This window comes from Winogradskya humida, assembly GCF_016862215.1.
Lineage (GTDB): Bacteria > Actinomycetota > Actinomycetes > Mycobacteriales > Micromonosporaceae > Actinoplanes > Actinoplanes humidus.
This window is the reverse complement of sequence record NZ_BOMN01000092.1, coordinates 53479-76580: the sequence shown is the minus strand read 5'-3', so window position 1 is coordinate 76580 and position 23102 is coordinate 53479. Positions and strand designations below refer to the sequence as shown.

22 protein-coding genes are annotated in these 23102 nt (G+C 70.1%); 17 read left to right on the top strand and 5 right to left on the bottom strand.

All coding sequences use genetic code 11. The features are described from left to right. Nucleotides 1-109: 109 nt before the first annotated feature. On the top strand, nucleotides 110-892 hold the full coding sequence (locus Ahu01nite_RS32745; RefSeq protein WP_203840565.1) for a PHP domain-containing protein: 783 nt from the start codon (nucleotides 110-112) through the stop codon (nucleotides 890-892). Nucleotides 893-1061: 169 nt separating this feature from the next. Here Ahu01nite_RS32745 and Ahu01nite_RS32740 read toward each other — a convergent pair whose 3' ends face one another. Next, nucleotides 1062-2003, bottom strand: a complete 942-nt coding sequence (locus Ahu01nite_RS32740; protein ID WP_203840564.1) for a helix-turn-helix transcriptional regulator — start codon at nucleotides 2001-2003, stop codon at nucleotides 1062-1064. A gap of 63 nt (nucleotides 2004-2066) precedes the next feature. Between Ahu01nite_RS32740 and Ahu01nite_RS32735 the strand changes: the two genes are divergently transcribed. The 3 genes from Ahu01nite_RS32735 (at nucleotide 2067) to Ahu01nite_RS32725 (ending at nucleotide 4545) form a co-directional block, all read left to right on the top strand. After that, complete coding sequence (locus Ahu01nite_RS32735; protein WP_203840563.1) at nucleotides 2067-2456, top strand: VOC family protein; 390 nt, start codon at nucleotides 2067-2069, stop codon at nucleotides 2454-2456. Nucleotides 2457-2646: 190 nt separating this feature from the next. Then, entirely contained in the window at nucleotides 2647-3558 is a 912-nt protein-coding gene (locus Ahu01nite_RS32730) for a sulfotransferase (RefSeq protein WP_203840562.1), read from the top strand. A 393-nt stretch (nucleotides 3559-3951) separates the two neighbouring features. Continuing rightward, nucleotides 3952-4545 (top strand): DUF1062 domain-containing protein, encoded by a 594-nt coding sequence (locus Ahu01nite_RS32725; protein WP_239159319.1) that lies wholly within the window; start codon nucleotides 3952-3954, stop codon nucleotides 4543-4545. A 177-nt stretch (nucleotides 4546-4722) separates the two neighbouring features. On the opposite strand, the gene Ahu01nite_RS32720 is transcribed toward Ahu01nite_RS32725, so the two are convergent. Further along, nucleotides 4723-6006 carry a citrate synthase 2 gene (locus Ahu01nite_RS32720; protein ID WP_203840560.1) on the bottom strand — a complete coding sequence of 428 codons (1284 nt, stop codon included), beginning with the start codon at nucleotides 6004-6006 and terminating at the stop codon, nucleotides 4723-4725. A 68-nt stretch (nucleotides 6007-6074) separates the two neighbouring features. Here Ahu01nite_RS32720 and Ahu01nite_RS32715 point away from each other — a divergent pair, with 68 nt between their 5' ends. Next, nucleotides 6075-7271, top strand: a complete 1197-nt coding sequence (locus Ahu01nite_RS32715) for a citrate synthase family protein (RefSeq protein WP_203840559.1) — start codon at nucleotides 6075-6077, stop codon at nucleotides 7269-7271. Nucleotides 7272-7501: 230 nt separating this feature from the next. Here Ahu01nite_RS32715 and Ahu01nite_RS32710 read toward each other — a convergent pair whose 3' ends face one another. Continuing rightward, entirely contained in the window at nucleotides 7502-8626 is a 1125-nt protein-coding gene (locus tag Ahu01nite_RS32710; RefSeq protein WP_203840558.1) for an FAD-dependent oxidoreductase, read from the bottom strand. A gap of 28 nt (nucleotides 8627-8654) precedes the next feature. Between Ahu01nite_RS32710 and Ahu01nite_RS32705 the strand changes: the two genes are divergently transcribed. Then, nucleotides 8655-9527: a TetR/AcrR family transcriptional regulator gene (locus tag Ahu01nite_RS32705; protein ID WP_239159318.1), complete on the top strand. Its 873-nt coding sequence runs from the start codon at nucleotides 8655-8657 to the stop codon at nucleotides 9525-9527. A gap of 21 nt (nucleotides 9528-9548) precedes the next feature. Here Ahu01nite_RS32705 and Ahu01nite_RS32700 read toward each other — a convergent pair whose 3' ends face one another. Beyond that, nucleotides 9549-10169, bottom strand: coding sequence for a 4a-hydroxytetrahydrobiopterin dehydratase family protein (locus tag Ahu01nite_RS32700; RefSeq protein WP_203840557.1), 621 nt, complete (start codon nucleotides 10167-10169; stop codon nucleotides 9549-9551). Nucleotides 10170-10196: 27 nt separating this feature from the next. Continuing rightward, nucleotides 10197-10853, bottom strand: coding sequence for a GntR family transcriptional regulator (locus Ahu01nite_RS32695; RefSeq protein WP_203840556.1), 657 nt, complete (start codon nucleotides 10851-10853; stop codon nucleotides 10197-10199). Between the two features lie 107 nt (nucleotides 10854-10960). On the opposite strand from Ahu01nite_RS32695, the gene Ahu01nite_RS32690 reads away from it, so the two are divergent. The 11 genes from Ahu01nite_RS32690 (at nucleotide 10961) to Ahu01nite_RS32640 (ending at nucleotide 22985) form a co-directional block, all read left to right on the top strand. Then, nucleotides 10961-11998: a sugar ABC transporter substrate-binding protein gene (locus tag Ahu01nite_RS32690; protein ID WP_203840555.1), complete on the top strand. Its 1038-nt coding sequence runs from the start codon at nucleotides 10961-10963 to the stop codon at nucleotides 11996-11998. 9 nt (nucleotides 11999-12007) lie between these two features. Continuing rightward, complete coding sequence (locus Ahu01nite_RS32685) at nucleotides 12008-13093, top strand: mandelate racemase/muconate lactonizing enzyme family protein (protein WP_203840554.1); 1086 nt, start codon at nucleotides 12008-12010, stop codon at nucleotides 13091-13093. Further along, entirely contained in the window at nucleotides 13090-14148 is a 1059-nt protein-coding gene (locus Ahu01nite_RS32680) for an ABC transporter permease (RefSeq protein ID WP_203840553.1), read from the top strand. Before Ahu01nite_RS32685 ends, Ahu01nite_RS32680 begins: the two co-directional genes overlap by 4 nt. After that, nucleotides 14145-15131, top strand: coding sequence for an ABC transporter permease (locus Ahu01nite_RS32675; RefSeq protein ID WP_203840552.1), 987 nt, complete (start codon nucleotides 14145-14147; stop codon nucleotides 15129-15131). Before Ahu01nite_RS32680 ends, Ahu01nite_RS32675 begins: the two co-directional genes overlap by 4 nt. Further along, a complete protein-coding gene (locus Ahu01nite_RS32670; RefSeq protein ID WP_203840551.1) occupies nucleotides 15131-16642 on the top strand; it encodes a sugar ABC transporter ATP-binding protein in 1512 nt (503 codons plus the stop codon). The genes Ahu01nite_RS32675 and Ahu01nite_RS32670 overlap by 1 nt, the downstream gene beginning before the upstream one ends. Further along, entirely contained in the window at nucleotides 16639-17586 is a 948-nt protein-coding gene (locus Ahu01nite_RS32665; protein ID WP_203840550.1) for an aldo/keto reductase, read from the top strand. The genes Ahu01nite_RS32670 and Ahu01nite_RS32665 overlap by 4 nt, the downstream gene beginning before the upstream one ends. Then, on the top strand, nucleotides 17583-18407 hold the full coding sequence (locus Ahu01nite_RS32660) for an amidohydrolase family protein (protein ID WP_203840549.1): 825 nt from the start codon (nucleotides 17583-17585) through the stop codon (nucleotides 18405-18407). Before Ahu01nite_RS32665 ends, Ahu01nite_RS32660 begins: the two co-directional genes overlap by 4 nt. Then, nucleotides 18404-19237 (top strand): fumarylacetoacetate hydrolase family protein, encoded by an 834-nt coding sequence (locus Ahu01nite_RS32655; RefSeq protein ID WP_203840548.1) that lies wholly within the window; start codon nucleotides 18404-18406, stop codon nucleotides 19235-19237. The genes Ahu01nite_RS32660 and Ahu01nite_RS32655 overlap by 4 nt, the downstream gene beginning before the upstream one ends. Next, nucleotides 19234-20514: an enolase C-terminal domain-like protein gene (locus Ahu01nite_RS32650; protein WP_203840547.1), complete on the top strand. Its 1281-nt coding sequence runs from the start codon at nucleotides 19234-19236 to the stop codon at nucleotides 20512-20514. The genes Ahu01nite_RS32655 and Ahu01nite_RS32650 overlap by 4 nt, the downstream gene beginning before the upstream one ends. Nucleotides 20515-20702: 188 nt before the next feature. Continuing rightward, nucleotides 20703-22226, top strand: coding sequence for an aldehyde ferredoxin oxidoreductase N-terminal domain-containing protein (locus tag Ahu01nite_RS32645; RefSeq protein WP_203840546.1), 1524 nt, complete (start codon nucleotides 20703-20705; stop codon nucleotides 22224-22226). A gap of 12 nt (nucleotides 22227-22238) precedes the next feature. Beyond that, nucleotides 22239-22985 (top strand): SDR family NAD(P)-dependent oxidoreductase, encoded by a 747-nt coding sequence (locus Ahu01nite_RS32640; protein ID WP_203840545.1) that lies wholly within the window; start codon nucleotides 22239-22241, stop codon nucleotides 22983-22985. Nucleotides 22986-23102 lie beyond the last annotated feature (117 nt).

The window sequence follows — 23102 nt, the reverse complement described above, 5'->3', positions numbered from 1 at the left end:
GCCTCCGCTGTCGGTCCGGACGACTGTGCATGATCAGTACCGTCCTCGGCAACCCGGCAGGTCGCACGCCATGATGATCATGTGTTTCACCCGGAGGAGAGGAACGCCGATGCGGCTTCCCGCTGACAGTCATGTGCACAGTGAATGGTCCTGGGACGCCGTCCAACGCGGCGCGTCGATGGAGAAGACCTGCGCGCGGGCGGTCGAGATCGGTTTGCCCGCGCTCGCCTTCACGGAACACATGGACCTCGTCACCTGGGGTGACTTCACCCCGCCGCCCTTCGACGTCGACGGCTACCTCGCGAGCATCGAACGCTGCCGTGACCTGTTCCCCGGCCTGCGCATCCTCACCGGCGTCGAGCTCGGCGAACCCCACTGGTTCGGTGACCAGGTCACCCAGCTGCTGGCGGGCGGTCACTTCGACCGGGTGCTGGGCTCACTGCATTCACTTCCGGTCGCCGGCCGGCTCGCCGAGGCCAATGAGGTGTACGCCAACCGCGCACCCGCCGACGTCATCCGCGACTACCTCGCGGAGATCCCCCACCTGGTCGCGGGTTCTGACGCCTTCCACTCGCTCACCCACATCGACTACGCCGTCCGTAGCTGGCCCCAGGACGCCGGCCCGTTCGACCCCCACACGTTCGAGGACGAATTCCGCCACGCCCTGCACACCCTGGCGGACAGCGGCCGCGCCCTCGAGATCAACACCCGCCTCCCCCTGGCCGCCGTCATCGTCCGCTGGTGGCGCGACGAGGGCGGCCAGGCCGTCACCTTCGGCAGCGACGCCCACGTCCCCGAGGCCCTCGCCCACGGCTTCACCGACGCCGCCGCCCTCGCCGAGGCCGCCGGCTTCCACCCCACCACCTCCCCGTACGACTGGTGGTCCCGCTGATCGCCGTTGCCTCCGCTCCGTCGGTCCTCCGTGCGGCTGGTCCCCGCTGGCCGCCGGTGCTATCGACCCGGCCGCCGAGGAAGCCGGCGGCGGCGGTCCCGGTGGTCCCGGCGGCCCGCCACCGAGTGGTCCCCCGCCTTCGGGAAGCCCGTCACCCTCCGCATAACCCTTATCGGTACGCCGTGACGAGCTCGCCGCCGATGCGGGCCAGCTCTTCCCGCACCGGCGGCGGCTCGACAACCTCGGCCAGCGCGCCCCACCCCGCGAGCTGCCGGGCGATGTCCAACGCCGTCGGCGCCCCCAGCCGCACCCGGGCACGGCCGTCCGCCAGCTGCGCCTCGACGTGGCAGTGCCGGCCGAAATGGGTACGCAGGATGCGTACAAAATCGGCTCTGATCATGATGGTCGCCCACGTGCGGGACCGGCGCTCCTCCATCTCGCCGACGATCTGCTCCCAGACCTTGTCCAGATCGAAGCCGGCGGGACGATCCGCGGCCTCGTCCATGGGCTCGGCCGTGACGATGCGCTCGACCCGGAAGGTCCGGCGGCCTTTCTCCGTGCCCGCGATCAGATACCAGACGTCGTCCTTGTCGACCAGACCCCACGGATCCACGATGCGTACGCTGCCCTGCCCGCCCCCGCTCTTGTAGGTGAGCCGCACCTTGCGGCGGCGCACCACCGCCTCCTGCAACCGGTCGACGATTTCGGGGCGGTGCCGCTCCGGCTCACCCCAGCGGGCGGAATCGACCAGCGTCGCGCCGGCAGCTGCCTCCGCCTCGGCCCGGAACGTCTGCGGCAGCGCCCGCACCAGCTTGCGCAGCGCCGCCCGAGCCTGCCCCGATGCCGCCGCGGCCGGGCCCACCAGCAGGAACAATGCCTGTGCCTCCGACTGCGACAGGCCACTGAGATCGGTACGCGCCCCGCCCAGCAGCGACCAGCCACCGTGCCGCCCGGGCTGCGGATAGACCGGCACCCCGGCGGCGGACAGCGCCTCCAGGTCGCGGCGCGCCGTGGCGACCGACACCTCCAGCTCGGCCGCGAGCTCGGCGGCGGTGACCCGGCCCCGGGACTGCATCAGCAGCAGCATGGCAACAAGACGATCAGCGCGCATGGGGTCAATCTTGCGGGAAAAAGTGCTCAGAAGGTGAGCACTTAACGGTCGGATGATGAACCCATGTTGCGAGGACTCACCACCATCACCTATTTCGCCGACGACGTCGCGGCCGCTGCCGCCTGGTACGCCGAGGTGCTCGGCGCGCAGCCGTACTTCGACCGGCTCCCCGCGTACACCGAATTCCGGATCGGCGACTACCAGCACGAACTCGGCATCCTCGACCGCCGCTACGCACCGCACGACACCAACGGTCCCGGCGGCGTGATCACCTACTGGGCGGTCGACGACCTCAACGCCGCCTACGCGCGTCTGCTCCAGCTCGGCGCCACCGAGCATGACAAGCCCACCGAACGCGGCCCCGGCTTCGTCACCGCCTCCGTCCTCGACCCCTTCGGCAACATCCTCGGCATCATGGCCAACCAGCACTACCTCGACATGCTCGCGCACTGATCGTCGGGGAGTGCCCGGTCGGCTGGCTCCGTCCGCTGGCTTTGCCGGCTGGCTTCGTCCTGCTGGCTTCGTCCGGCTGGCTTCGTCCGGCTGGGTCTGGTCGGCCGGGTCTGGTCGGCCGGCTCCTTCCTTAGGGATGACAAAGGATGATCATCGGCGCCTCATAGGGTCCGGCACTACAAAGCTGCTGGTGAAGGTGCTCTATATCGCCGGCTGGGGCCGGAGCGGAACGACGATCCTCGACAACATCCTCGGCTCGTACGGCCCGGTCTTCACCACCGGTGAGCTGTTCTACCTGTGGCGCCGGGGCCTCAACCAGGGCCGCATCTGCGGTTGCGGCACCGGCCTGCGTCTCTGCAGGACGTGGCGCGACATCCTCGACGTCGCCTACGCGGGCCGCACGCTGCGACCCAAACGTACGGCGGCACTGCAACGCAGGGTCGCCCGCGTGCGCGACACCTGCCGGCTGTCGCGTGCTGAGCTGACCGGCGAGCAACTCGACTACCGAGACGAGATGTACCGGTTGTACGCCGCCATCCACACCGTCACCGGCGCCGACCTGATCGTCGACTCGTCCAAGGTGCCCTCAGGGGCAGCGGTGCTCGCCCAGATGCCCGAGGTCGAGTCCTATCTGGTGCACATGGTGCGGGACCCGCGCGCGGTGGCGTACTCGTGGATGCGTCCCAAAGATCTCCCCGATGTCGCCGTCGCGCGGACGATGGCGGAACACGGGGCAGCCGAGAGCAGCACCAACTGGCTGACCTGGAACCTGCTGATCGAAAGCCTGGCCCGGGGCAGGTTCGCGGGCCGCGCCCAGCGCATCCGCTACGAGGACTTCGTCGCCGCACCACGCGACATGGTGGAGTCACTGCTGGGCCTGGTCGGGTTGGCCGCCGAACCAGGGCCGTTCGAGGGTGACGCCTCTGTCCGGCTGAACATCAACCACACGGTTTCTGGCAACCCGAGCAGGTTCCGGACCGGCCCGGTAACCCTGCGCGCCGACAACGCCTGGCAGGCACACCAGCCATGGCGCCCGCGTGCTGTCAGTACGGCGATCTCGCTGCCGCTGCTGCACCGCTACGGCTACACCCCTCGACGCTGAAATCGGTCGCCGTTGCTGTACCGCCATGGCTTTGCTCTCGACGGTGAAGCCGGTTGCCCAGTCGCCCCTGCGGCGTCGCCCTCTAAATTCGGTTGCCCGCCTGCCGCTGTTTGAACAGTATGGCGCGCATGGGTCGGTAGGTAGTGACGCACGTGCGGGACGAAGACGGGTTGAGTAACTCCCCGTCTCGCTCCGGCGTGCCGCAGAGAGCCCGCACCTTCTGATCGGTGCGGGCTTCCCCCATGCGCGACGTGATCCTCGGCGTCGCGCCCACCGGCGTGCTCCGATGCAGGCGCCGGTTCGTCTGCCGCCGTACCCGGGAGTCAGCGCCGCTGCGCCTCCCCGTCACCTTTGGAACCCGCCATAGCCATGAACAATCATCACCATGTCCCGATGCCGGCCGGCATCGACCGCAAAGCCCTGTGGGTCGTCCGGGAACTCGGCCTGCCCGCCATCGTCAAAGCCTGCGTGGCGTGCAGGTCCACCCGGCACCGCCCCACCGGCAAGATCCGCGTCAACGCCAACGGCAAACTCCTCGACGTCTGGCTGCTCATCGGCTGCGACCTGTGCGACCGTACGTCGAAAATCCCCGTCCACGAACGCATCAACGTGAAAGCACTCGACCACGATCGCCTCCTGATGTTCGAGAACAACGATCCGGCCATGGTGCGCGAGCTGACCATGGACACGATGCTTGCCGCCAGGTCCGCGTACCGGCTCGACTGGACCGGCACCTGGGAACTGGAGACCGACATGCCGTTCTACGACCTCACCGGCGCGGACCCGGCATCATTCGAGGTCGTCGTCCGGTTCGAACTCCCGGCACCCGTCCGGGTCGAGAACCTGCTCACGGCGGGGTTCGGGCTCAGCCGTCCCGTCGTGCGTGGCTTGGTCAGCTCCGGACGGATCCGGTTGCCGCTGCCCGTCGATGCTAAAGCCCGCGAAGACTTCAGCTTCTTCGTGCTCCGGGGTGGCGCTCCTTCGTGATCCGGCGCGGCCACGGAACCCAGGGCCGCGCTTGAGTATCCGGTCGGCGGGAAGCCTCTGCGCCTACCCGTCGGCCGGTTCCGCGACGGTGAGCTCGTTGCGCAGGCATTCGAGGGCTCGCCGGTTTGTAGCTCTGCCGGCAACTGGCGGCGGCGGTCGTGATGGTGGCGGGCGGGGTCAGCGAGCGGTGATGCGGGACCAGCCCGAGACCTCGGTCGGGGTGCGGCCGGCGGGGCCGGTGTACACGGCGGAGGGGCGGATGATTTTTGCGAGGCGCTTCTGTTCGATGATGTGGGCGCTCCAGCCTGCCGTTCGTGCGCAGGTGAAGAGCGGTGTGAACAGTTCTGCGGGTACGCCGGCGAAGTCCAGGACGATGGCGGCCCAGAACTCGACGTTGGTTTCGAGGACGCGGTCCGGTTTGCGTTCGCGTAGCTCGGCCAGGGCGGCGGCTTCCAGGTCGAGGGCGGCTTCGTAGCGCGGGGCGCCCAGTTCTTTGGCGGCGGCGCGCAGGATTCTGGCGCGGGGGTCCTGTGCGCGGTAGATCGGGTGGCCGAAGCCCATCAGGCGCTTGCCGCTGTCGAGGACCTGGCGGACGTAGCCGCGGGCGTCGCCGGTGCGCTCGACGGCTTCGACCATGCCGAGTGCCCGCGCCGGGGCGCCGCCGTGCAACGGGCCGGACATGGAGCCGACAGCCCCGGAGAGCGCGGCAGCGACGTCCGCTCCTGTGCTGGCCACGACCCGGGCCGTGAACGTTGATGCGTTCATGCCGTGCTCTGCCGCGCAGACCCAGTACCGGTCGATCGCCGCCACGTGACGTGGGTCCGGATCCCCCTGCCACTGGATCATGAACCGTTCCGTGGCGGACCGGCCCTCGTCGACCCGGGCCTGCGGGACGGCAGCGCTTCGCGCCGCCTGCGGGACGGTCGTGCCTCGCGCCGAGCCTGAGGCGATCACGCCTCGCGCTGTCTGCGAAGTGGTCGCGTCTCGCGCCGCGCGTGAGGCAGTCGCGTCTCGCGCCGGGCGTGAGGCAGTCGCGTCTCGCGCCGGGCGTGAGGCACTCGCGCTTCGGGCTGTTTGGGAAACGGTCATGTTTCTGGCGGCCTGTGCCACGAACGACGGCATCATGGCTGAGGTGCGTGCGAGGTCGTCCCGGGCTTGCGCCTCGTCGATGTCGATCAGGGGCCGCAACCCCCATGTCGGTGCCAGCAGGGCCGTAGCTGCCTGGATGTCGGCGCGGATGTCACCGGAATGGACCGGTAGGGCGAGGGGTTCGGCGGGGGCGAGCTCGCGGCCGAAGTCACCGTCGACCAGGAGGCCCCACACGTCGGCGAAGGTAGCCTGGCCGACGAGCTGCTCGACGTTGATGCCGCGGTATCTCAGCGACCCGCCGTCGCGGTCGGGTTCGGCGATCTGGGTCTCGAAGGCCACGACGTCCGCGAGGCCCGGTTTCACGGTCAGCATGGAATCAATGTCGCTCCGGCAAAATCAACCTGTCAACGTTGATCCAGTCAACATGAGAGGATGTCCACATGACTGATGGACGTCTGCTCACGACCGACGAGGTGGCCCGGCGGCTGGGCGTCAAAAAGGCGACCGTTTATTCGTACGTCAGCCGGGGGTTGCTGGTCAGGCGGCGCAACGGGAGCGGTAAGGAAAGCCTGTTCGCCGAGGCTGATGTCACCGCGTTCGGCGCCGACCGCCGGCCGACCGTGCCCGGCACCGAGACGACGTCCATCCACACGGGCATCACGCTCATCGCGGACGGGCGTCTACACTACCGCGGTCACGACGCATGCACCCTGGCGCACACGGTGTCGTACGAGTCGGTGGTCACCCTGCTGTGGACCGGGGAGCTGGAGGACTTTCGTTTCGACCCCGACCCGGACCTGCGGGAACTGGCCGAAGCCGTCACCGCGCCGCTGCCGCCGCAAGCACGGCTGACCGACCGGCTACGGGTCATTGTCGCCGCCATCGCCGCCGCGGACCGCCTCCGTTTCGACACCACAGCCACCGCCGTGGCGACGACCGGCCGGACGATCATCAGCACCATGGTGTCCGCGCTGCCGCGACGCGCATTCGCGGCCGAAGGAACGACCGCGGCCGAGTTGTGGAGCAGGCTCACCACCCTCAAGCCGACACCGGCCCGCACCGCCGCGCTGAACAGCGCACTGATCCTGCTCGCCGATCACGACCTCGCCGCCTCGACCTTCGCCGCCCGGGTCGCGGCGTCCACGCGCGCCCACCCGTACGCCGTCGTCGGTGCCGGCCTCGCCGCTCTCGACGGCCCCCTGCACGGCGCGGCCAGCACCCAGGTGATCGACCTGCTCCACACCGCGGTGCGTACGGCGGACCCCGTCGGCACGATCTCCAACCGCCTCCGCACCGCAGGCACGGTGCCCGGCTTCGGCCACCCGCTCTATCCCGGCGGCGACCCCCGCGCGGTCACCCTGCTCGACATCCTGGCCCGGCTACCCGCAGCGTCGCGCTCCGCTCATGACGTCATCGCCGGGGTCGCGGACGCGATGGCGCAACGCTCGGGGATCAAGCCGAACATCGACTTCGCACTGGCCGCCTTCGCCCTGCTCCACGACATGGACGACGGCGCCGGCGAGGCGATCTTCGCCATCGCGCGCACGGCGGGGTGGCTCGCGCACGCGCTGGAGGAGTACGAGAACAAGCCCGGCCGCTTCCGCCCCAGCGGCCAGTACCAGCAGCAAGCCGGCTGACTTTCGGTCCACAGGGGTGAATGCGCGGGTGCGCGCAGGCCCACGGCCATGTCCAGGTTCGGTTGCGCGGGTGCGCGCAGGCCCACGGCCATGTCCAGGTTCGGTTGCGCGGGTGCGCGGTTGCGCGGGTTCGTAGCCATGTCCAGATTCGGTTGCGCGGTTGCGCAGGTTCATCGCCATGTCCAGGTCGGTTGCGCGCAAGCCCGTCGCCCGTCAACGCTGGTGGGTTCTCAGGCCGTGGGGGCCGGTTGTTTGGGGCGGGGGGTGAAGAAGCGGACGAGGTCCTGGGCGGCGGTGGGGGACAGCATCATTGATTGGATCCGTGCGGACATCTCGGCTACCGGGCGGATCCTGGTGAACATCGCCTCCTCGTACGAGTGGATGGCCGCGTCCAGGTCGTCGGGGCGGGTGGCAAGTTCGGTGGCGAGTTCGGCGGCGTCGAGCATGGCCTGGTTGGCGCCCTCGCCCACCGGGGGGAGGAGGTGCGCGGCGTCGCCGATGAGGGTGACGCCGGGACGGCCGGGCCAGCGCGTACCCGTGGGCATTGTTTCGATTCTTCGGGGTGTCGGCGTGTTGTCGGCGGCTTCGATGAGTGCGGTGAGGCGGGGATCCCAGCCGTCGAAGAGGGCGAGCAGCGAAGGCTTGTCGCGGTATCTGTCGAGCGGGCGATCGGTGGCACGCAATGAGATGCCGACGCGGATGCTGCCGTCGCCGAGGCGTTGTGCTGACAGGATCTGATTGACGCCGACGCACCACAGGTTTCCGGGGCCGACCAGGTCGGCGAGGTCCGGATGGCGCCGGTCGGCGTCGGCGATTCCCAGCTCCACGATCGTCGACACGGGGGTGAGTGCGACGTCGGTGAGTAGCGGCCGCACCACTGAGCGGGCGCCGTCGGCGCCGACGAGGATGTCGCAGCCGGTGTGGTGACCGCCGTCGGACGTCAGCTCCCAGCCTCCGCCGGGTCGCGGGGCCGCCGCAATGATCCGCTGCCCCCAGGCAACCGTGTCGCCGGGGAGGGAGTCGAGCAGGAGATCGCGCAGGGCGCGGCGGTCGATCTCGGGACGTCCGGAGAACGAGCCGGGAGCCGGGACGTGGTGCACGAGGGTGCGTCCTGCCGGGTCGAGGATGCGATGTTCCTCGCCCTCGGGTCGTGCCTCGGAGCGGAAGCCGTCGGCGAGACCCGCCTCGGCCAGTGCGCGCTGTCCGGACTCCGGGTGCAGGTCGAGCATGCCGCCCTGCCATCGAGCTGCCCGGCTCGCCTCGCGCTCGTACACCACCGTGCTGATCCCGTGCCGATGCAGAATCCGTGCCAGTGTCAGGCCGCCGACGCCACCACCGGCGATTGCGATGTGCATTCCGATCCCCTTACCGTACGCTGTACTTGTGGATACACCGTACGGTAGCGAGCCGCTGGCCATTTGGGAACGCCCCGAACCGCAGCCCCGGGCAGCGCCGGTCCCGTTGAGCCGGGCGAAGATCGTCGCCGTGGCGATCCGGCTGGCCGATGAGCAGGGCCTCGACGGGCTGTCGATTCGCAAGATCGCCAAGGAGCTCGGCGTCGGCCCGATGCGGCTTTACGACTACGTGACCAACCGGGCCGAGCTACTCGATCTGATGGTCGACGCGGTCTACGGCCAGATCGCCGATGCCAGCGGCCAGACCGCGCAGACGGGCGGGCGGGCTGCCGAGACGGGCGGCCAGAGGGTGGAGGCGGGCGGGCGGGCTGCCGAGACGGGCGGCCAGAGGGTGGAGACGGGTGGGCGGGCTGCCGGGGCCGGCCGGCGGCGGGTTGCGGGGGCTGGAGAGCAGGCCGAGTGGCGTGCCACCGTGCTGGCTGTTGCGCGGGCGACCCGGGTCGCTGCTCTTGAGCATGAATGGTTCGCCGATCTGCTCGGCGGACGGCCGCATCTGGGGCCGCACACCCTCGCCGTAGGCGAATTGAACGCGGCGGCGCTCAGTCAAGCACCCGCAGTGCACGACATCGACGACCTGCAGCGAACCATCGGTGCGCTCAACTCGTTCCTCATCGGAGCCCTCCGCAGGGAGGTCACCGAGCGCCGCACCGCCCGTACCACCGGCACTGACGTGCCCGCGTTCCAGGCCGGGCTCGGCCCCTACCTCACCCGCATGTTCACGACTGGCCGTTACCCCACGATCGCCCGGCTGGTCGTCGACGGCAGCCACCTGGACGCGGAGGAAACCTTCAATCGCACCCTGACCACCGTCCTGGACGGCATCACGGGCGCCCCGGCGTAGCGGGCATCGGCGGCGGCTGAATCAGTCGCGGCCGACCCAGGTGGCGATGCAGGCCTCGTTGCCTTCGGCGTCGGCGAGGGTCCACCATTTCGGGGCGTGCTCGTCGGAGACCAGGTGGCCGCCGGCGGCGAGGGCGGCGGCGATGCGGGTTTCGGCCTGGTCGTGGGGGACGGCTATGTCGAGGTGGATGCGGTTGCGCTGGGGTCGGGGCTCGTCCATGCGCTGGAAGTCGAGGCCGGGGTGGCGGCGGGCGGGGTCGGTCAGGTAGTCGTCGCCGATCGGGTCGTACCCGAGGATCGCCTGCCAGAACGGCAGGATCGAGGGGGCGTCAAGGGCATCAAGACAGATGCTCAGCAGTTGTACGCGCGCCGGCTCAGCAATCAGCTCCAGCTCCGTGGCAGCGGCGGAGATGCGGCGTGCCAGGGCGACGTCGCGGCGCAACAGATTCACGGTGACGCCGTCGTGGCGCAGGTCGACGGTGACGTAATCCTCGTCGGTGAGCCGGCCGATCGCGTCGACCAGCGTGATGCCCTCGGCCAGCGAGCGGGCCCGGAAGTATGCCGAGGTCACGTGGTAGAGGCAGCGCCAGTCGCCGACCCCCTCGGCGGCGTGGAACCGGGTGGCCGTGATCTGCGTCGTCATGACGGCGAACCTAACACCGCCGCGACGTCACTCGTCGAAGGCGACGAGGTGGCGGGCGCGGGCGTGGATGAGGTGCTCGCGCATGGCCGATTCGGCGCGGTCGGGGTCGTGGTCGCTGATGGCGGCGGCGAGGAGTTGGTGCTCGTCGTTGGTGACGGCTGTCTGGGCGTACGGAAAATAGCGGCGGTGCAGGTGCAGATGCGCGTGGAGCCGGGTGATGCTCTCCCTCAGCAGCGGGCTCGCCGACGCCTGCGCGACCAGGTCGTGGACGTGGGCGTCGAGCGCCGTGAACGCCGCATGCCAGGCGTGCTCGTCGCCGCCCTCGACCGTGCGGGCCGCCTCGGTGACCAGCGTGCCGCGCTGCTCGGGCGTGGCCCGTTCGGCTGCCCAGCGGGCGGCGGCACACTCCAGCAGCAGGCGCATGTCGAACATGTCGTTGAACTCGGCGCGGGTGAGCAGCGGGCTGACCGTGTAGCCGGCCAGGGGGCGTTTGCGGACCAGGCCCTCGGATTCCAGCCGGGCCAGTGCTTCGCGTACGGGGGTGGGGGACACCTCCAGGTCGCGCGCGAGGGCGTCGATGTTGACCCGGTCGCCGGGCGCGAGGGTGTGCTCGAGGACGGCGGCGCGCAGGGAGTCGTACACGTCATCGCCCAGGGTTGATCTCTTCAGCCGCGGCAGCGTCATGGTGTTTCCGATCGATTTCTCATATGTGTCTTGACGGCTGTGGATGTGACCGGGTACACATCCACAGGAAAGATCCTATAGGATCTACGAAGGCGAAAGGAAGCCGCATGAAGCGGATCCCGTTAGCTCTGGTGGCCGTGTTGGGCCTGGTCACGACCGCTGGGTGCACCAAGAAGGCCGACAACGACGAGGCAGCTGCCGCAGGCAAAAAGCCCGCGGACGTGCGGATCGCGCTGATCCCGGGCGGGGCGCACCCCTATTTCCAGCCGTGGAAGACCACCGCCGCCACCGCGAAGACCGACTTCACGCTCGGCGACGTGACGTTCAACGAGACGTCCGGCTGGGACCAGACGAAGCAGAACGACGTGGTCAAGTCGCTCGCCGCGCAGGGCTACAACGCGTTCGGGATCTTCGGTGTGGCTCCCGAGAACATCAACTCCACGTTCGAGGACCTCAAGCGGCAGGGCTTCCCCGTCGCCTCGCTCGCGTCGTGCCCGGCCGGTGACGTCGACAAGGCGGACTTCTGCCTCTCCACCGACGTCGAGCAGGCCGCCTACAAGGCCGCCAAGGCGGCGATCGACGCGATCGGCGGGTCCGGCACCCTCGCCCACCTGACCGGCAACAAGGTCGACTCGAACACCCAGCGGCGCATCGCCGGCGTGGAGAAGGCCGTCGCCGAGACCGGCGGCAAGGTGACGATCGTGCAGGTCGTCACCGACATCGACACCGACCTGCAGACCGCGCAGAAGGCCGTCGCCGACCTGCTCGCCGCGAAGGGCAGCCAGATCAGCGCGATCGTCAACACCGCCTACAACCCCGCCGTCGCCGCCGCCGAGGGGGTCGCGCAGGCCAAGCTGCCGATCAAGGTCATCGCGATCGACGACGACAAGACCATTCTCGACGGCATCAAGGACGGCTCCGTCGCGGGCACGGTGCTGCAGAACCCCGTCGGGCAGGCACTGGTCGGCTCGTACGCGCTGATGAGGCTCTCCGGTGGCTGCACGATGGCCCAGCCCGGTGTGGAGGTCGACTCGGGGTCGTTCGTCGTCACCAAGGCCAACGTCGCGAACTACGAGACGGACCGGCAGGCCAAGACCGGCGAACTGCGCAAGGACTTCGACAGCAAGTACCTCGTCTGCCAGTAGGGGAGTGCCGTGCCCGTCATCACCCACGCCGAGGCGTACCTGATCGACCTGCCCGTCGAGACCCTGCGCACCGATGCCCTGCAGCAGTTCGTCAAGCAGGAGACCGTCTTCGTCGACATCCGCACCGACGACGGCGGCGAAGGTACCGGTTACAGCTACACGATCGGCACCGGGGGCACCGCCGTGCTCGCCCTGCTGCGCGACAGCCTGGTGCCGCTGCTGCCCGGCCGTGATCCGCGCCGCATCGAGGCGGTGTGGCGCGAGCTTTTCCTGGCCACCAAGGCCACCACCGTCGGCGCCATCACCTCCCTGGCGCTCGCGGCGATCGACACCGCGCTGTGGGACTGGCGCTGCCGGGCCGCGGGCCAGCCACTGTGGATGGTCGCGGGTGGTGCCAAGGACCGCATCCCGCTGTACGACACCGAGGGCGGCTGGCTGCACCTGAGCACCGAGGAGCTCGTCGCCGGTGCCAAGAACAGCCAGGCCGCGGGCTGGCCCGGCATCAAGATGAAAGTGGGGCGCTCACCCGCGCAGGACGCCGAACGCCTCGCTGCCGTGCGCGCCGCGACCGGTTCCGACTTCGACATCATGCTCGACGCCAACCAGTCCCTCACAGCCTCCGACGCGATCCGCCGCGCCCGGCTGCTGGAGGTGTACGACCCTTACTGGTTCGAGGAACCCCTGCCGGCCGAGGACGTCGCCGGGCACGCGGCGGTCGCCGCCGCCACCTCGATCCCGGTCGCGGTGGGGGAGTCGATGTACTCCGCCGGGCAGTTCGCCGAATACCTGCGCCGCGGCGCCGCCGGGGTCGTCCAGGTCGACGTCGCGCGGATCGGCGGCATCACCCCCTGGCTCAAGGTCGCGCATCTCGCCGAGACCGCGAACGTGACCGTCTGCCCGCATTTCCTCATGGAGCTGCACGTCAGCCTCTGCTGCGCGGTCCCCAACAGCCGCTACCTCGAGCACATCCCGCAGCTGCGCGCGATCACCCACGACGAGATCGAGGTCGCCGACGGGTACGCCCTGGCCCCCGCCACCCCGGGGCTCGGCATCAGCTGGGACCGCGACGCGATCGACGACCGGAGGGTCCGGTGACCGCCCAGCTCGAGACCCCGGCGCCCCCGGACGCGCCACCGCGTACACCGCACCGCGTCCCGCTCTGGGCCAACCCCCGGGTGGGCCTGGTCGTCCTGCTGATCGCGCTCGTCGTGCTGTTCAGCGTGCTGCGCCCGGCATTCCTCAACACCCGGCTCACGCTGACCCCGCTGCAGTCCGACATCAGCGTCTACCTCGTGGTCGGCCTCGCCCAGCTCAGCGTCCTGTCGCTCGGGCACATGAACATGGCCGTCGGCCGGATGGCCGCCACCAGCGCGTTCACCATGGGCCTCGTGCACGACAAGCTCGGCGCCGGGCTCGTGCTCAGCCTCATCGCCGGGCTCGCCGTCGGAGCCCTGCTCGGCGCGCTCGCGGGCCTGATCATCTCCCGCACCGGCGTCAACTCGTTCGTCGTCACCCTCGCCATGGACTTCGCCCTCGCCGGGCTCATCACGATCCTCTACAGCGGCGTCACCGGCGGCGTGGCCTTCCCGGCGATGCCCGCCGGCATGAGCGAGCTGCGCTCCGACACGTTCGCCGACTACTGCATCGGCGATGTCTGCGGGCCACGCGTGCCCCTGGTCGTACCGTTCGCGATCCTCGCCGCTCTGCTCGTCGGGCTGTTGTTCCGGTTGTCCCGCCTCGGCCGCGAGATCCTCATGACCGGCGCCAACCAGCGCGCCGCCGAGCTGTCCGGCATCCCCACGAAGGACCGCATCGTCCAGGCGCACGCCGTGAGCGGGTTGCTCGCCGCGCTCGGCGGGTTCCTGCTCGCCGCCAACAACGGCGCGTTCTCCGCCAGCCTCGGCGACTCGTTCCTGCTCCCGTCGTTCCTCGCCCCGGTCCTCGGCGGCACCCTGCTGGCCGGCGGCGCGGTCAGCGTCCTGGGCACCGTGCTCGGCGCGGCGCTGACCCAGGTGATCTACAAGGGACTCAACCTGCTGCAGTTCCAGCTCGATCGGCTCCAGCTCTACATCGGACTCGTCCTGCTCGCCGCACTCTCACTGGACCGGGCCCGCCACGTCCTCGCCGAACGACGGGGGAACCGGGCATGACCCTCACCGCCACGCAACGCAGCACCCTGCCCGGCAGGCATCTCTGGCAGGCCCCCGAATTCACGCTCGCCGTCATCGCCGTCGCCGGGTTCGCCGCCCTCGCCGTCGCCACCGGCGGGAATCTGCTGTCCGCCGGCACTCTCGGGGCGTTCTTCCGCTTTCTGGCCGTACCCATCGTCATCGGGTTGTCCCAGATGGTCGTGCTCGCCGTCGGGCAGATGAACCTCTCCGTCGGCGCCCTCACCGGTTTCTGCGCGATGGCCGCCGCCTGGCTCATGCTCGAGGCCGGGCTCCCCGCACCCCTGGCCGTGCTCGCCGCGCTCCTGCTCGGCCTGCTCGTCGGCGTCACCAACGGTTTCCTCGTCGTGCTGACCAGGATCAACGGCTTCATCGTCACGCTCGCGACGATGACGATCATTCAAGGCTTACGGTACGGAGTGAACGGCCCCGACACCTTCCAGGGCTACTCGCCGGGGCTGCGGGCGTTCGGCCGGGCGTCGATCCTCGGGCTCCCCGCCGTGTTCCTCGTCGCGCTGGCGGTCGCCGCCCTCGTCGCGCTGTTCTTCTCGCGTACGGTCCCCGGCCGGCACCTGCTCGCCAGCGGCGGAAGCCCCTTCGCAGCAAGGCTTTCCGGCATCTCCAACGACCGGTCGTTGATCGTCGCCCACGGCCTCTCCGGGCTGCTCGCCGGTGTCGCCGCGGTGCTGACCGTCGCCGCGTCCGGTTCGGTCAACGCCACCATCGGCGATGACCTGCTGCTGCCCAGCTTCGCCGCACCGATCATCGGCGGGGTGGCCCTGACCGGCGGCATGGTGAGCGTCACCGGCACCCTGCTGGCCGCGTTCCTGGTCCGGCTCGTCGACGTGATGCAGGCCCAGTTCGGCATCAACCCCCGCTGGGTCGACCTCATCATCGGCGCGGTCGTGCTGGGCGCCGTGCTGCTCGGAACCGTCCGTAGCAAGCTGCAGGAGAGGTCGGACTGATGCTCGTCGCGGAGAATCTCGTCAAGACGTTCCCCGGCGTCCGGGCCCTGGACGGCGTGTCGCTGAGCCTGCGACCCGGCAGCGTGCACGCCCTGCTCGGGGAGAACGGCGCCGGCAAGAGCACCCTGGTCAAACTGCTCACCGGCGTCTACCGCCCCGACGGCGGCCGGATCACTCTCGACGGCGAGGAGCGGCACTTCGCCGGCCCGCTCGACGCCCAGCGCGCCGGCATCGGCGTCGTGCACCAGGAACGCAACCTGATCCCCGCGTTCTCGGTCGCGGAGAACATCGTCCTGCACCACCTGCCGTCGCGCGGCGGGCGCCTCGACAAACGGCGGATGCGCGCCGAAGCGGTGCGCTGCCTGGAACTGCTCGAGGTCGACCTCGACCCGGACATCCCGGTCTCCCGGCTGTCGGTGGCCCAGGCCCAGCTCGTCGAGATCGCCAAGGCGCTCAGCCTGGACACCAAAGTGCTGCTGCTCGACGAGCCGACCGCGTCGCTGACCGGTGACGAGGCCGACCGGCTCTACACCGTCGTGCGGCGCCTGCGCGACGCCGGGCACGCCGTCGCGCTGGTCAGCCACAAACTGGAGGAGGTCTTCGCGGTCGCCGACACCGTGACCGTGCTGCGTGACGGGCGCAGCGTGGCCCAGGACGCTCCACTCACCGGGTACACCCAGGCGCAGGTCGTCGACCTCATGGTCGGTCGCGCTTTCGCGTCGATCGCGCTCCCCGACCGTACGGTCGACGGGGAAGTGACCCCGGCCCTGCAGCTGAGCGACGTCAGCACGGCCCTCGGCCACCGCGGCATCTCCCTGACCGTGCGCCCCGGCGAGATCCTCGGCCTCTACGGCCTGGTCGGCGCGGGCCGCAGCGAGCTTGCCAAAGCCGTCCTGGGCCTCGAACGCATCACCTCCGGCACCGTGCGGATCCACGGCAGACCCGCGCGGATCCGTACGGTCGGCGAAGCCCTGCACCGCTACCGCATCGGCTACGTGACCGAGGATCGCAAGGGTGAGGGCCTGTTCCTGGATCAGCCGGTGTCGCGCAACATCGCCGTCACCGTCTGGCGGCGGCTCGCCCGGGCGGGCCTGGTGCGCGACCGCAGCGAACGCGAGCTCGCCGGCACGTACGCCGATCGGCTCGGCATCCGGATCTCGTCGCCGCGGCAACCGGCCGGGCAGCTCTCCGGCGGCAACCAGCAGAAGGTGAGCCTCGCCAAGTGGCTCGCCGCCGAGTGCGACATCCTCATCGTCGACGAGCCGACCGTCGGCATCGACGTGCGGACCAAGGCGGCGTTCCACGAGCTGATCGCCGGGCTCGCCGCCGACGGCCTCGCCCTGCTGCTGATCTCCTCGGACCTGCCCGAGACCGTCGGGCTCGCCGACCGCATCGCGGTCATGAACGGCCTGCGCATCGTGGGCGAGCTCGCCAACGACCACGACTACCCCCGGATGAGCCAGCAGATCATCCGCCTCATCCACGCCGCAGAAACAGTGAGCGCCGCATGAATCCACTCGAACTCGTCCCGCTCGGGACGACGGACGTCCGCGTCACCAGGCTCGGCCTCGGGCTCGCTCCGCTCGGCGGGCTCTACACCCCGGTCGCCGACCAGCAGGCCCGCGACACCGTCGAACGCGCGTGGGACCTCGGTATCCGCTATTTCGACGTGGCCCCGCTCTACGGCAACGGACTCGCCGAACGCCGGAGTGGGCCGGTGCTCGCCGGAAAACCCCGCGACGAGTTCACTCTGTCCACAAAGGTGGGACGCGTGTTGCGGCCCGGCGGCGGGGACGAGCAGGACATCTGGGCCGAGGCGACAGGTGTCACCCCGCAGTTCGACTTCTCGGCGGCGGGGGTGCGGACGTCGTACGCCGAAAGCCTGGAACGTCTGGGTCTGGACCGCGCCGATCTGGTGCACCTGCACGATCCCGACGACCACTTCGAGCAGGCGGTCACCGAGGCGTTGCCGGCCTTGAAGACCCTGAACGTGGGCGCGATCTCGGCGGGGATGAATCAGGCTCCGATGCTGGCAGATCTCGTACGCACGGGAGCGCTGGACTGCGTGCTGCTCGCCGGACGGTTCACGCTGCTCGACCAGTCCGGCGCCGACGAACTGCTGCCGCTGTGCGCCTCCCGCAACGTCAGCGTGATCGCCGCCGGGGTGTTCAACTCCGGGCTGCTCGCCGACCCGCGACCCGGCGCGACGTTCGACTACGTTCCCGCTCCGGCCGGGCTGATCGGCCGGGCGCAGGCGATCCAGCGGGTGTGCACCCGGCACGGCGTGCCACTGCGGGCGGCGGCGATCCAGTTCCCGTTCACCCACCCGGCCGTGACCTGCGTACTCGTCGGCGCCCGCACCCCGGACGAGGTCACCGACGCCGTCGCGATGGCGGGCCTGCCGATCCCCGCTGTCCTCTGGAAGGACCTGCGCGGCGAGGGACTGATCGCATGATCATCGACGCGCACCAGCACCTGTGGACGGCCGATTACGCGTGGCTGCAGGATCCTTCGCTGACCCGCATCCGCCGCGATTACACGATCGAGGATCTGCGCGGGGCTCTGCGGGGGACCGGCGTCGAGCGGACGATCCTGGTCGAGGCCGGTCGTGGCGATGCCGCGGAGACCACGTCGTTCCTGCGGATCGCCCGGGACACCCCGGAGATCGCGGGCGTGGTCGGCTGGGCGTCGCTGACCGACCCTGCTCTCGGCGACACCCTTGCCGCGCACCGGGCCGGCTACGGCGGCGAGCTGCTGGCCGGCGTGCGTGATCAGGTCCAGGCCAGGGCCGACAACCATCTGGACCGCCCCGATGTACGCGCTGGGCTGGCCACGGTCGCCGCTGCCGGCCTGGTCAACGAGGTCGTGGTCCGCGCCCCGCAATTACCGTCACTGGCCCGGGCCGCCGCCGCGCTGCCCGGCTCGACGTTCGTCCTCGACCACCTCGGCAAACCCGCGATCGCCGCCGGACGGCTTTCGGCCTGGCGCGAGTTGATCGCGCCGGTCGCCGCGCAGCCCAACGTGATCGCCAAGGTTTCCGGGCTGGTCGCCGAGGCGGACTGGGCGACCTGGACGCCCGCCGATCTCGAGCCCTACGTCACGACCGCCGTCGAGCTTTTCGGGGTTTCCCGGCTCATGTTCGGCTCGGACTGGCCCGTGCTCGAGGTCGCCGCAACCTACGCGCAGGTCAAGGGCGTCATGGCCGACCTCCTCGACAACTCACCGGCCATCTTTTCCGGCACCGCGATCCGCACCTACCACCTGGAGCTCACGTGAAATACCTGCGAGTCGGACCCGCCGGCCAGGAGAAGCCCGTCGCCGGCGTCGGCGGACGGTTCTACGACCTGACCCCGGTCACGCCCGACATCACCGGCGCGTTCCTCGCCGCCGGCGGTGTTTCCACCGTGACCGGCCTGACCGAGGTGGACATCACCGGGCAGCGCCTCGGCGCCCCGATCGCGCGGCCCGGCGTGGTGCTGTGCATCGGCCAGAACTACGCGGCCCACGCCGCCGAATCGGGTGCCACCCCGCCCACCACACCGATCATGTTCTACAAGGCACCCTCCACAGTGGTTGGCCCCGACGACGACGTTCTCATTCCGCGCGGCTCCACGCGTACCGACTGGGAGGTCGAACTCGGGGTTGTGATCGGTAGGACCGCGCGCTATCTCGACTCTCCCGAGGCCGCCGCCGCGCACATCGCGGGATTTGTGCTGTCCAACGACGTCTCCGAGCGGACGTTCCAGCTCGACGACTCCGGCGGCCAGTGGTCCAAGGGCAAATCGTGCGAGACGTTCAACCCGCTCGGGCCGTGGCTGGTCACCCCGGACGAGACCGGCGACCCCGGCAAACTCGGGCTGCGCAGCTGGGTCAACGGCGAACCCCGGCAGAACTCCGGCACCACCGACATGATCTTCGACGTCCCCTACCTGATCTGGCACCTCTCGCAGTACACCGTCCTCGAACCGGGCGACCTGATCAACACCGGAACCCCGCAGGGCGTGGCACTGTCCGGCCGCTTCCCGTACCTGTCGGCCGGCGACGTGATGGAGGTCGAGATCGACGGCCTGGGCCGCCAGCGCAGCATCCTTCGGGACGCCTCGTGAAGATCACGGCGGTCGACACGTACGACGTCCGCTTCCCCACCTCCCGCGAGCTCGACGGCTCCGACGCCATGAACCCCGACCCCGACTACTCCGCGGCGTACGTCATCCTGCGCACCGAAGCCGGGTTCGAAGGGCACGGCTTCACGTTCACCATCGGCCGCGGCAACGAGGTGTGCCGCGCCGCGATCGACGCCCTCGCCCCCATGGTTCTCGGCCAGGACGCCACGGACCTCGGCGAATTCGCCCGCCGGCTCACCCACGACTCCCAGATCCGCTGGCTCGGCCCCGAGAAGGGCGTCGTCCACCTCGCCGCCGCCGCCCTCATCAACGCCGCCTGGGACCTCGCCGCCACCGCCGCCGGGAAACCGCTGTGGCGCCTGCTCAGCGACCTGACCCCGGACCAGATCGTCGACCTCGTCGACTGGCGCTACCTCACCGACGCCCTCGCCCCGTCCGAAGCGCTCGATCTGCTGGAAAAGGCCCGGCCCGGCCGTGAGCAGCGGATCGCCCACCTGATCGAGCACGGCTATCCCGCGTACACGACATCGCCCGGCTGGCTCGGCTACTCCGACGACAAACTCGTGCGCCTGTCCCGCGAGGCGGTCGCCGACGGCTACACCCAGATCAAACTCAAGGTCGGCGACAACCTCGAGGACGATGTACGCCGCCTCGCACTGGCCCGCCGCACGGTCGGGGACGATATCCGCATAGCCGTCGACGCCAACCAGCGCTGGGATGTCGGGCCGGCGCTGGACTGGATGCGATCGTTGGCGCCGTACAAGCCGTGGTGGATCGAGGAGCCGACCAGCCCCGACGACGTGCTCGGGCATGCCGCGATCCGGCGCGGGCTCGGTTCATCCGGCATCAAGGTCGCCACCGGGGAGCACGCGCAGAACCGGATCATCTTCAAGCAGCTGCTCCAGGCCGAGGCGATCGACGTCGTGCAGATCGACGCGTGCCGGGTCGCCGGCGTCAACGAGAACCTTGCGATCCTGCTGCTGGCCGCGAAGTTCGGTAAGCCTGTGTGCCCGCACGCCGGTGGGGTCGGGTTGTGCGAGCTGGTCCAGCACCTGTCCATGTTCGACTACGTCGCCGTCTCGGCCAGCCTGCAGGATCGCGTCATCGAGTACGTCGACCACCTGCACGAGCACTTCGAGAACCCTGTTGTCATTCGGCGCGGTGCTTACCAGGCGCCCGTTGCGCCAGGCTTCTCCGCCCGGATGAAGGCGTCGTCGCTGGAGCGCTACTCGTTCCCGGACGGGCCCGCGTGGGCCTGATCGCGGTCAGCCTCGACGGCTCTCCGATCCCCGATGTTCCGGATGTCGACGGCGACTTCGACGGGCCGGTCGCAGCCGCGCGGCATGTGCTCGCTGCCACCCGAAACGTTGTGCACAACCAAATTGCGCACAACTTAGTTGTGGGCAATCAAATTGCACACAACGGAGTTAGTGGCGACGAGCAAGCTGTGGACGAACAGCCTGTGGACGAACAGCCTGTGGATGAGCGGGTTGTGGACGGCCGGCTTGTGGATGAGCGGGTTGTGGACGGCCGGCTTGTGGATGAGCGGGTTGTGGACGAGCGGGCTCTGGACGCAGCGGCAGAAGCGCCGTTGGCGATCGTTGCCGGAACTGTGGCCGGTGCGGGGGCGCCCGGGACGGCACGTTGCGCGGCGGTCGGGTTGTCGCCGTTGTCCGGGGGAGTGGCTGAGACCAGGGCCGAGGGACCGTACGCGGCGGGGCTGCGGAAAGCCGGCGTCACCGGCATCGTGCTCTACGGCCGCGCATCGCACCCGGTCTGCGTGGTGGTCACCGAGGGCACCGCGCGCCTCGAGCCGGCGGCCGACCTCTGGGGACTGACGACCGGCGCGGCAACCGACAGGCTGCTGGAACGCCACGGGGCTGACGCCGCGGTGGCGGTGATCGGGCCGGCGGGCGAGCGCGGGGTCCCGTACGCCTCGATCATCACCTGCCGGCACCATCCACTGCCGCGACTGGGGCTCGGAGCCGTGCTCGGTCGTAAGAACGTCAAGGCCGTGGTGTGCGTGGGCGACGCGGTCCCCCCGGTCGCGGACCCGGCCACCGTGGCGACCATCGCTGCCGAGTACGCCGAAGCGGCCCGCACCGACGGCCTCTCGACCTGGCAACACGGGATGCCCGGCTTCGGTGTGTGGAGCGGTGAACCCGGGTACGCACCCGTGGCCCAGTTCACCGACACCAGCCGCCGCGGGGGAGTGGGGACCGTACCCGATGAGATTGCTCGCAGCGCGACCGTCGCGCCCTGCCCGGGTTGCCCGACCGACTGCATCAAGGTGTACGCCGGCGCAGGCCTGCACCAGGAGGCCCTCGCGATGCTGGGCCCCGGCCGGGGCGACCCGGACCCCTGGCCACAGCTGAGTGTCCACGAGCAGCAGGGCACCGACCCGGTCGACGCATCCGGCACTCTCACCGTGCGCGGCGTGGCGATCCCGCCGTTCGACCCGCGCGTGCAACCGAACCTCGGACTGGCCTACGTGGTCGCGCCGATCGGCCCGCGTTACGACATCGTGGAGCATGACCTCGATTTCGACCCGGCCGAGGGCATCCCCTCCGCGTATCCCGAGCTTGCACAGCTCGGCGTGCGGGTGCCCCGGCCACGCGGTGAGCTTGACGTGTACCGCACCGCCCAGCTGATGCGGTTGTGGAGCGGGCTCGACGCGCTCGGCGTGTGTGTTTTCGCGGCGACCCCGACCCGCCCGCTCACCCTGCGCCGCGTCACCGACCTCGTCGAGGCGGTAACCGGGCGGCGCCCCGACGTCCTCGCGCTCGGAGTCACCCGGCTACGCCTGCAGCACGAGATCAACACGAGGCTGGGCGTCGACAAGATCGGGACCTTGCCCGATCTGTTCTTCACCGAGCCGGTCCGGGCCGGCGGACGGTACGCGGGCGCGGTCCTCGACCGGGACGCGTTCACCGCCGCGGCCCAGGACCTGCACGACCACCTGTTCTCCTAGAGAGGAATCACCATGGCTTCGATGGACACACTGGTCGCGGTCGTCACCGGCGGCGGCTCCGGCATCGGCGCGGCCGTCACCGCCGAGTTCCGGGCCCGGGGTGCCCGCGTCGGCGTTCTCGACCTCGACCCCGGCAAGCCCGCGGACGGGCTGCTGCCGGTTGTCGCCGACGTCGCCGACCGCGGCTCGCTCGAACGGGCGGCGGCCCAGGTCGCGGCCGAGTTCGGCGGCATCGACATCCTGATCAACAACGCCGGGATCAGCGCCGTCGGCACGGTGGAGGCCAACGACGACGACGAGTGGCAGCGCGTGCTCGACATCAACGTCGTCGGCGTCGCCCGGACCACGGCCGCGGTGCTGCCCTACCTGCGGCGCAGCAATCACGCCGCGATCGTCAACACGTCCTCGATCGCCGCGACCGCCGGGCTCGTGCAGCGCGCCCTGTACTGCGCGTCGAAGGGAGCCGTCCACGCGCTGACCCTCGCCATGGCCGCGGACCTGGTCGGCGAGGGCATCCGGGTCAACTGCGTCGCTCCGGGTACGGTCGACACGCCCTGGGTGGCCCGCCTGCTCGCCCGTACCGACGATCCCTCCGGCGAGAAAGCCCGTCTGGCGGCGCGTCAGCCGACCGGTCGCCTGGTCACCGCCGAGGAGGTGGCGACCGCGGTGGCATACCTCGCGGCCCCGGAGTCCTCCGCGACCACCGGCATGTCCCTGGCGGTCGACGGTGGCATGTCGGGCCTGCGTCTGCCCCGGTGAGGTCAGGTTACGACTTCGTGTCGGAGCCCAGCAGTGCCTGTACCGGCCCGGATACGGTCCTGGCCGCCCGGGAAACGTGACCGGCCCCGCAGCTGGTTAACCTCGTTGTAACCAGTT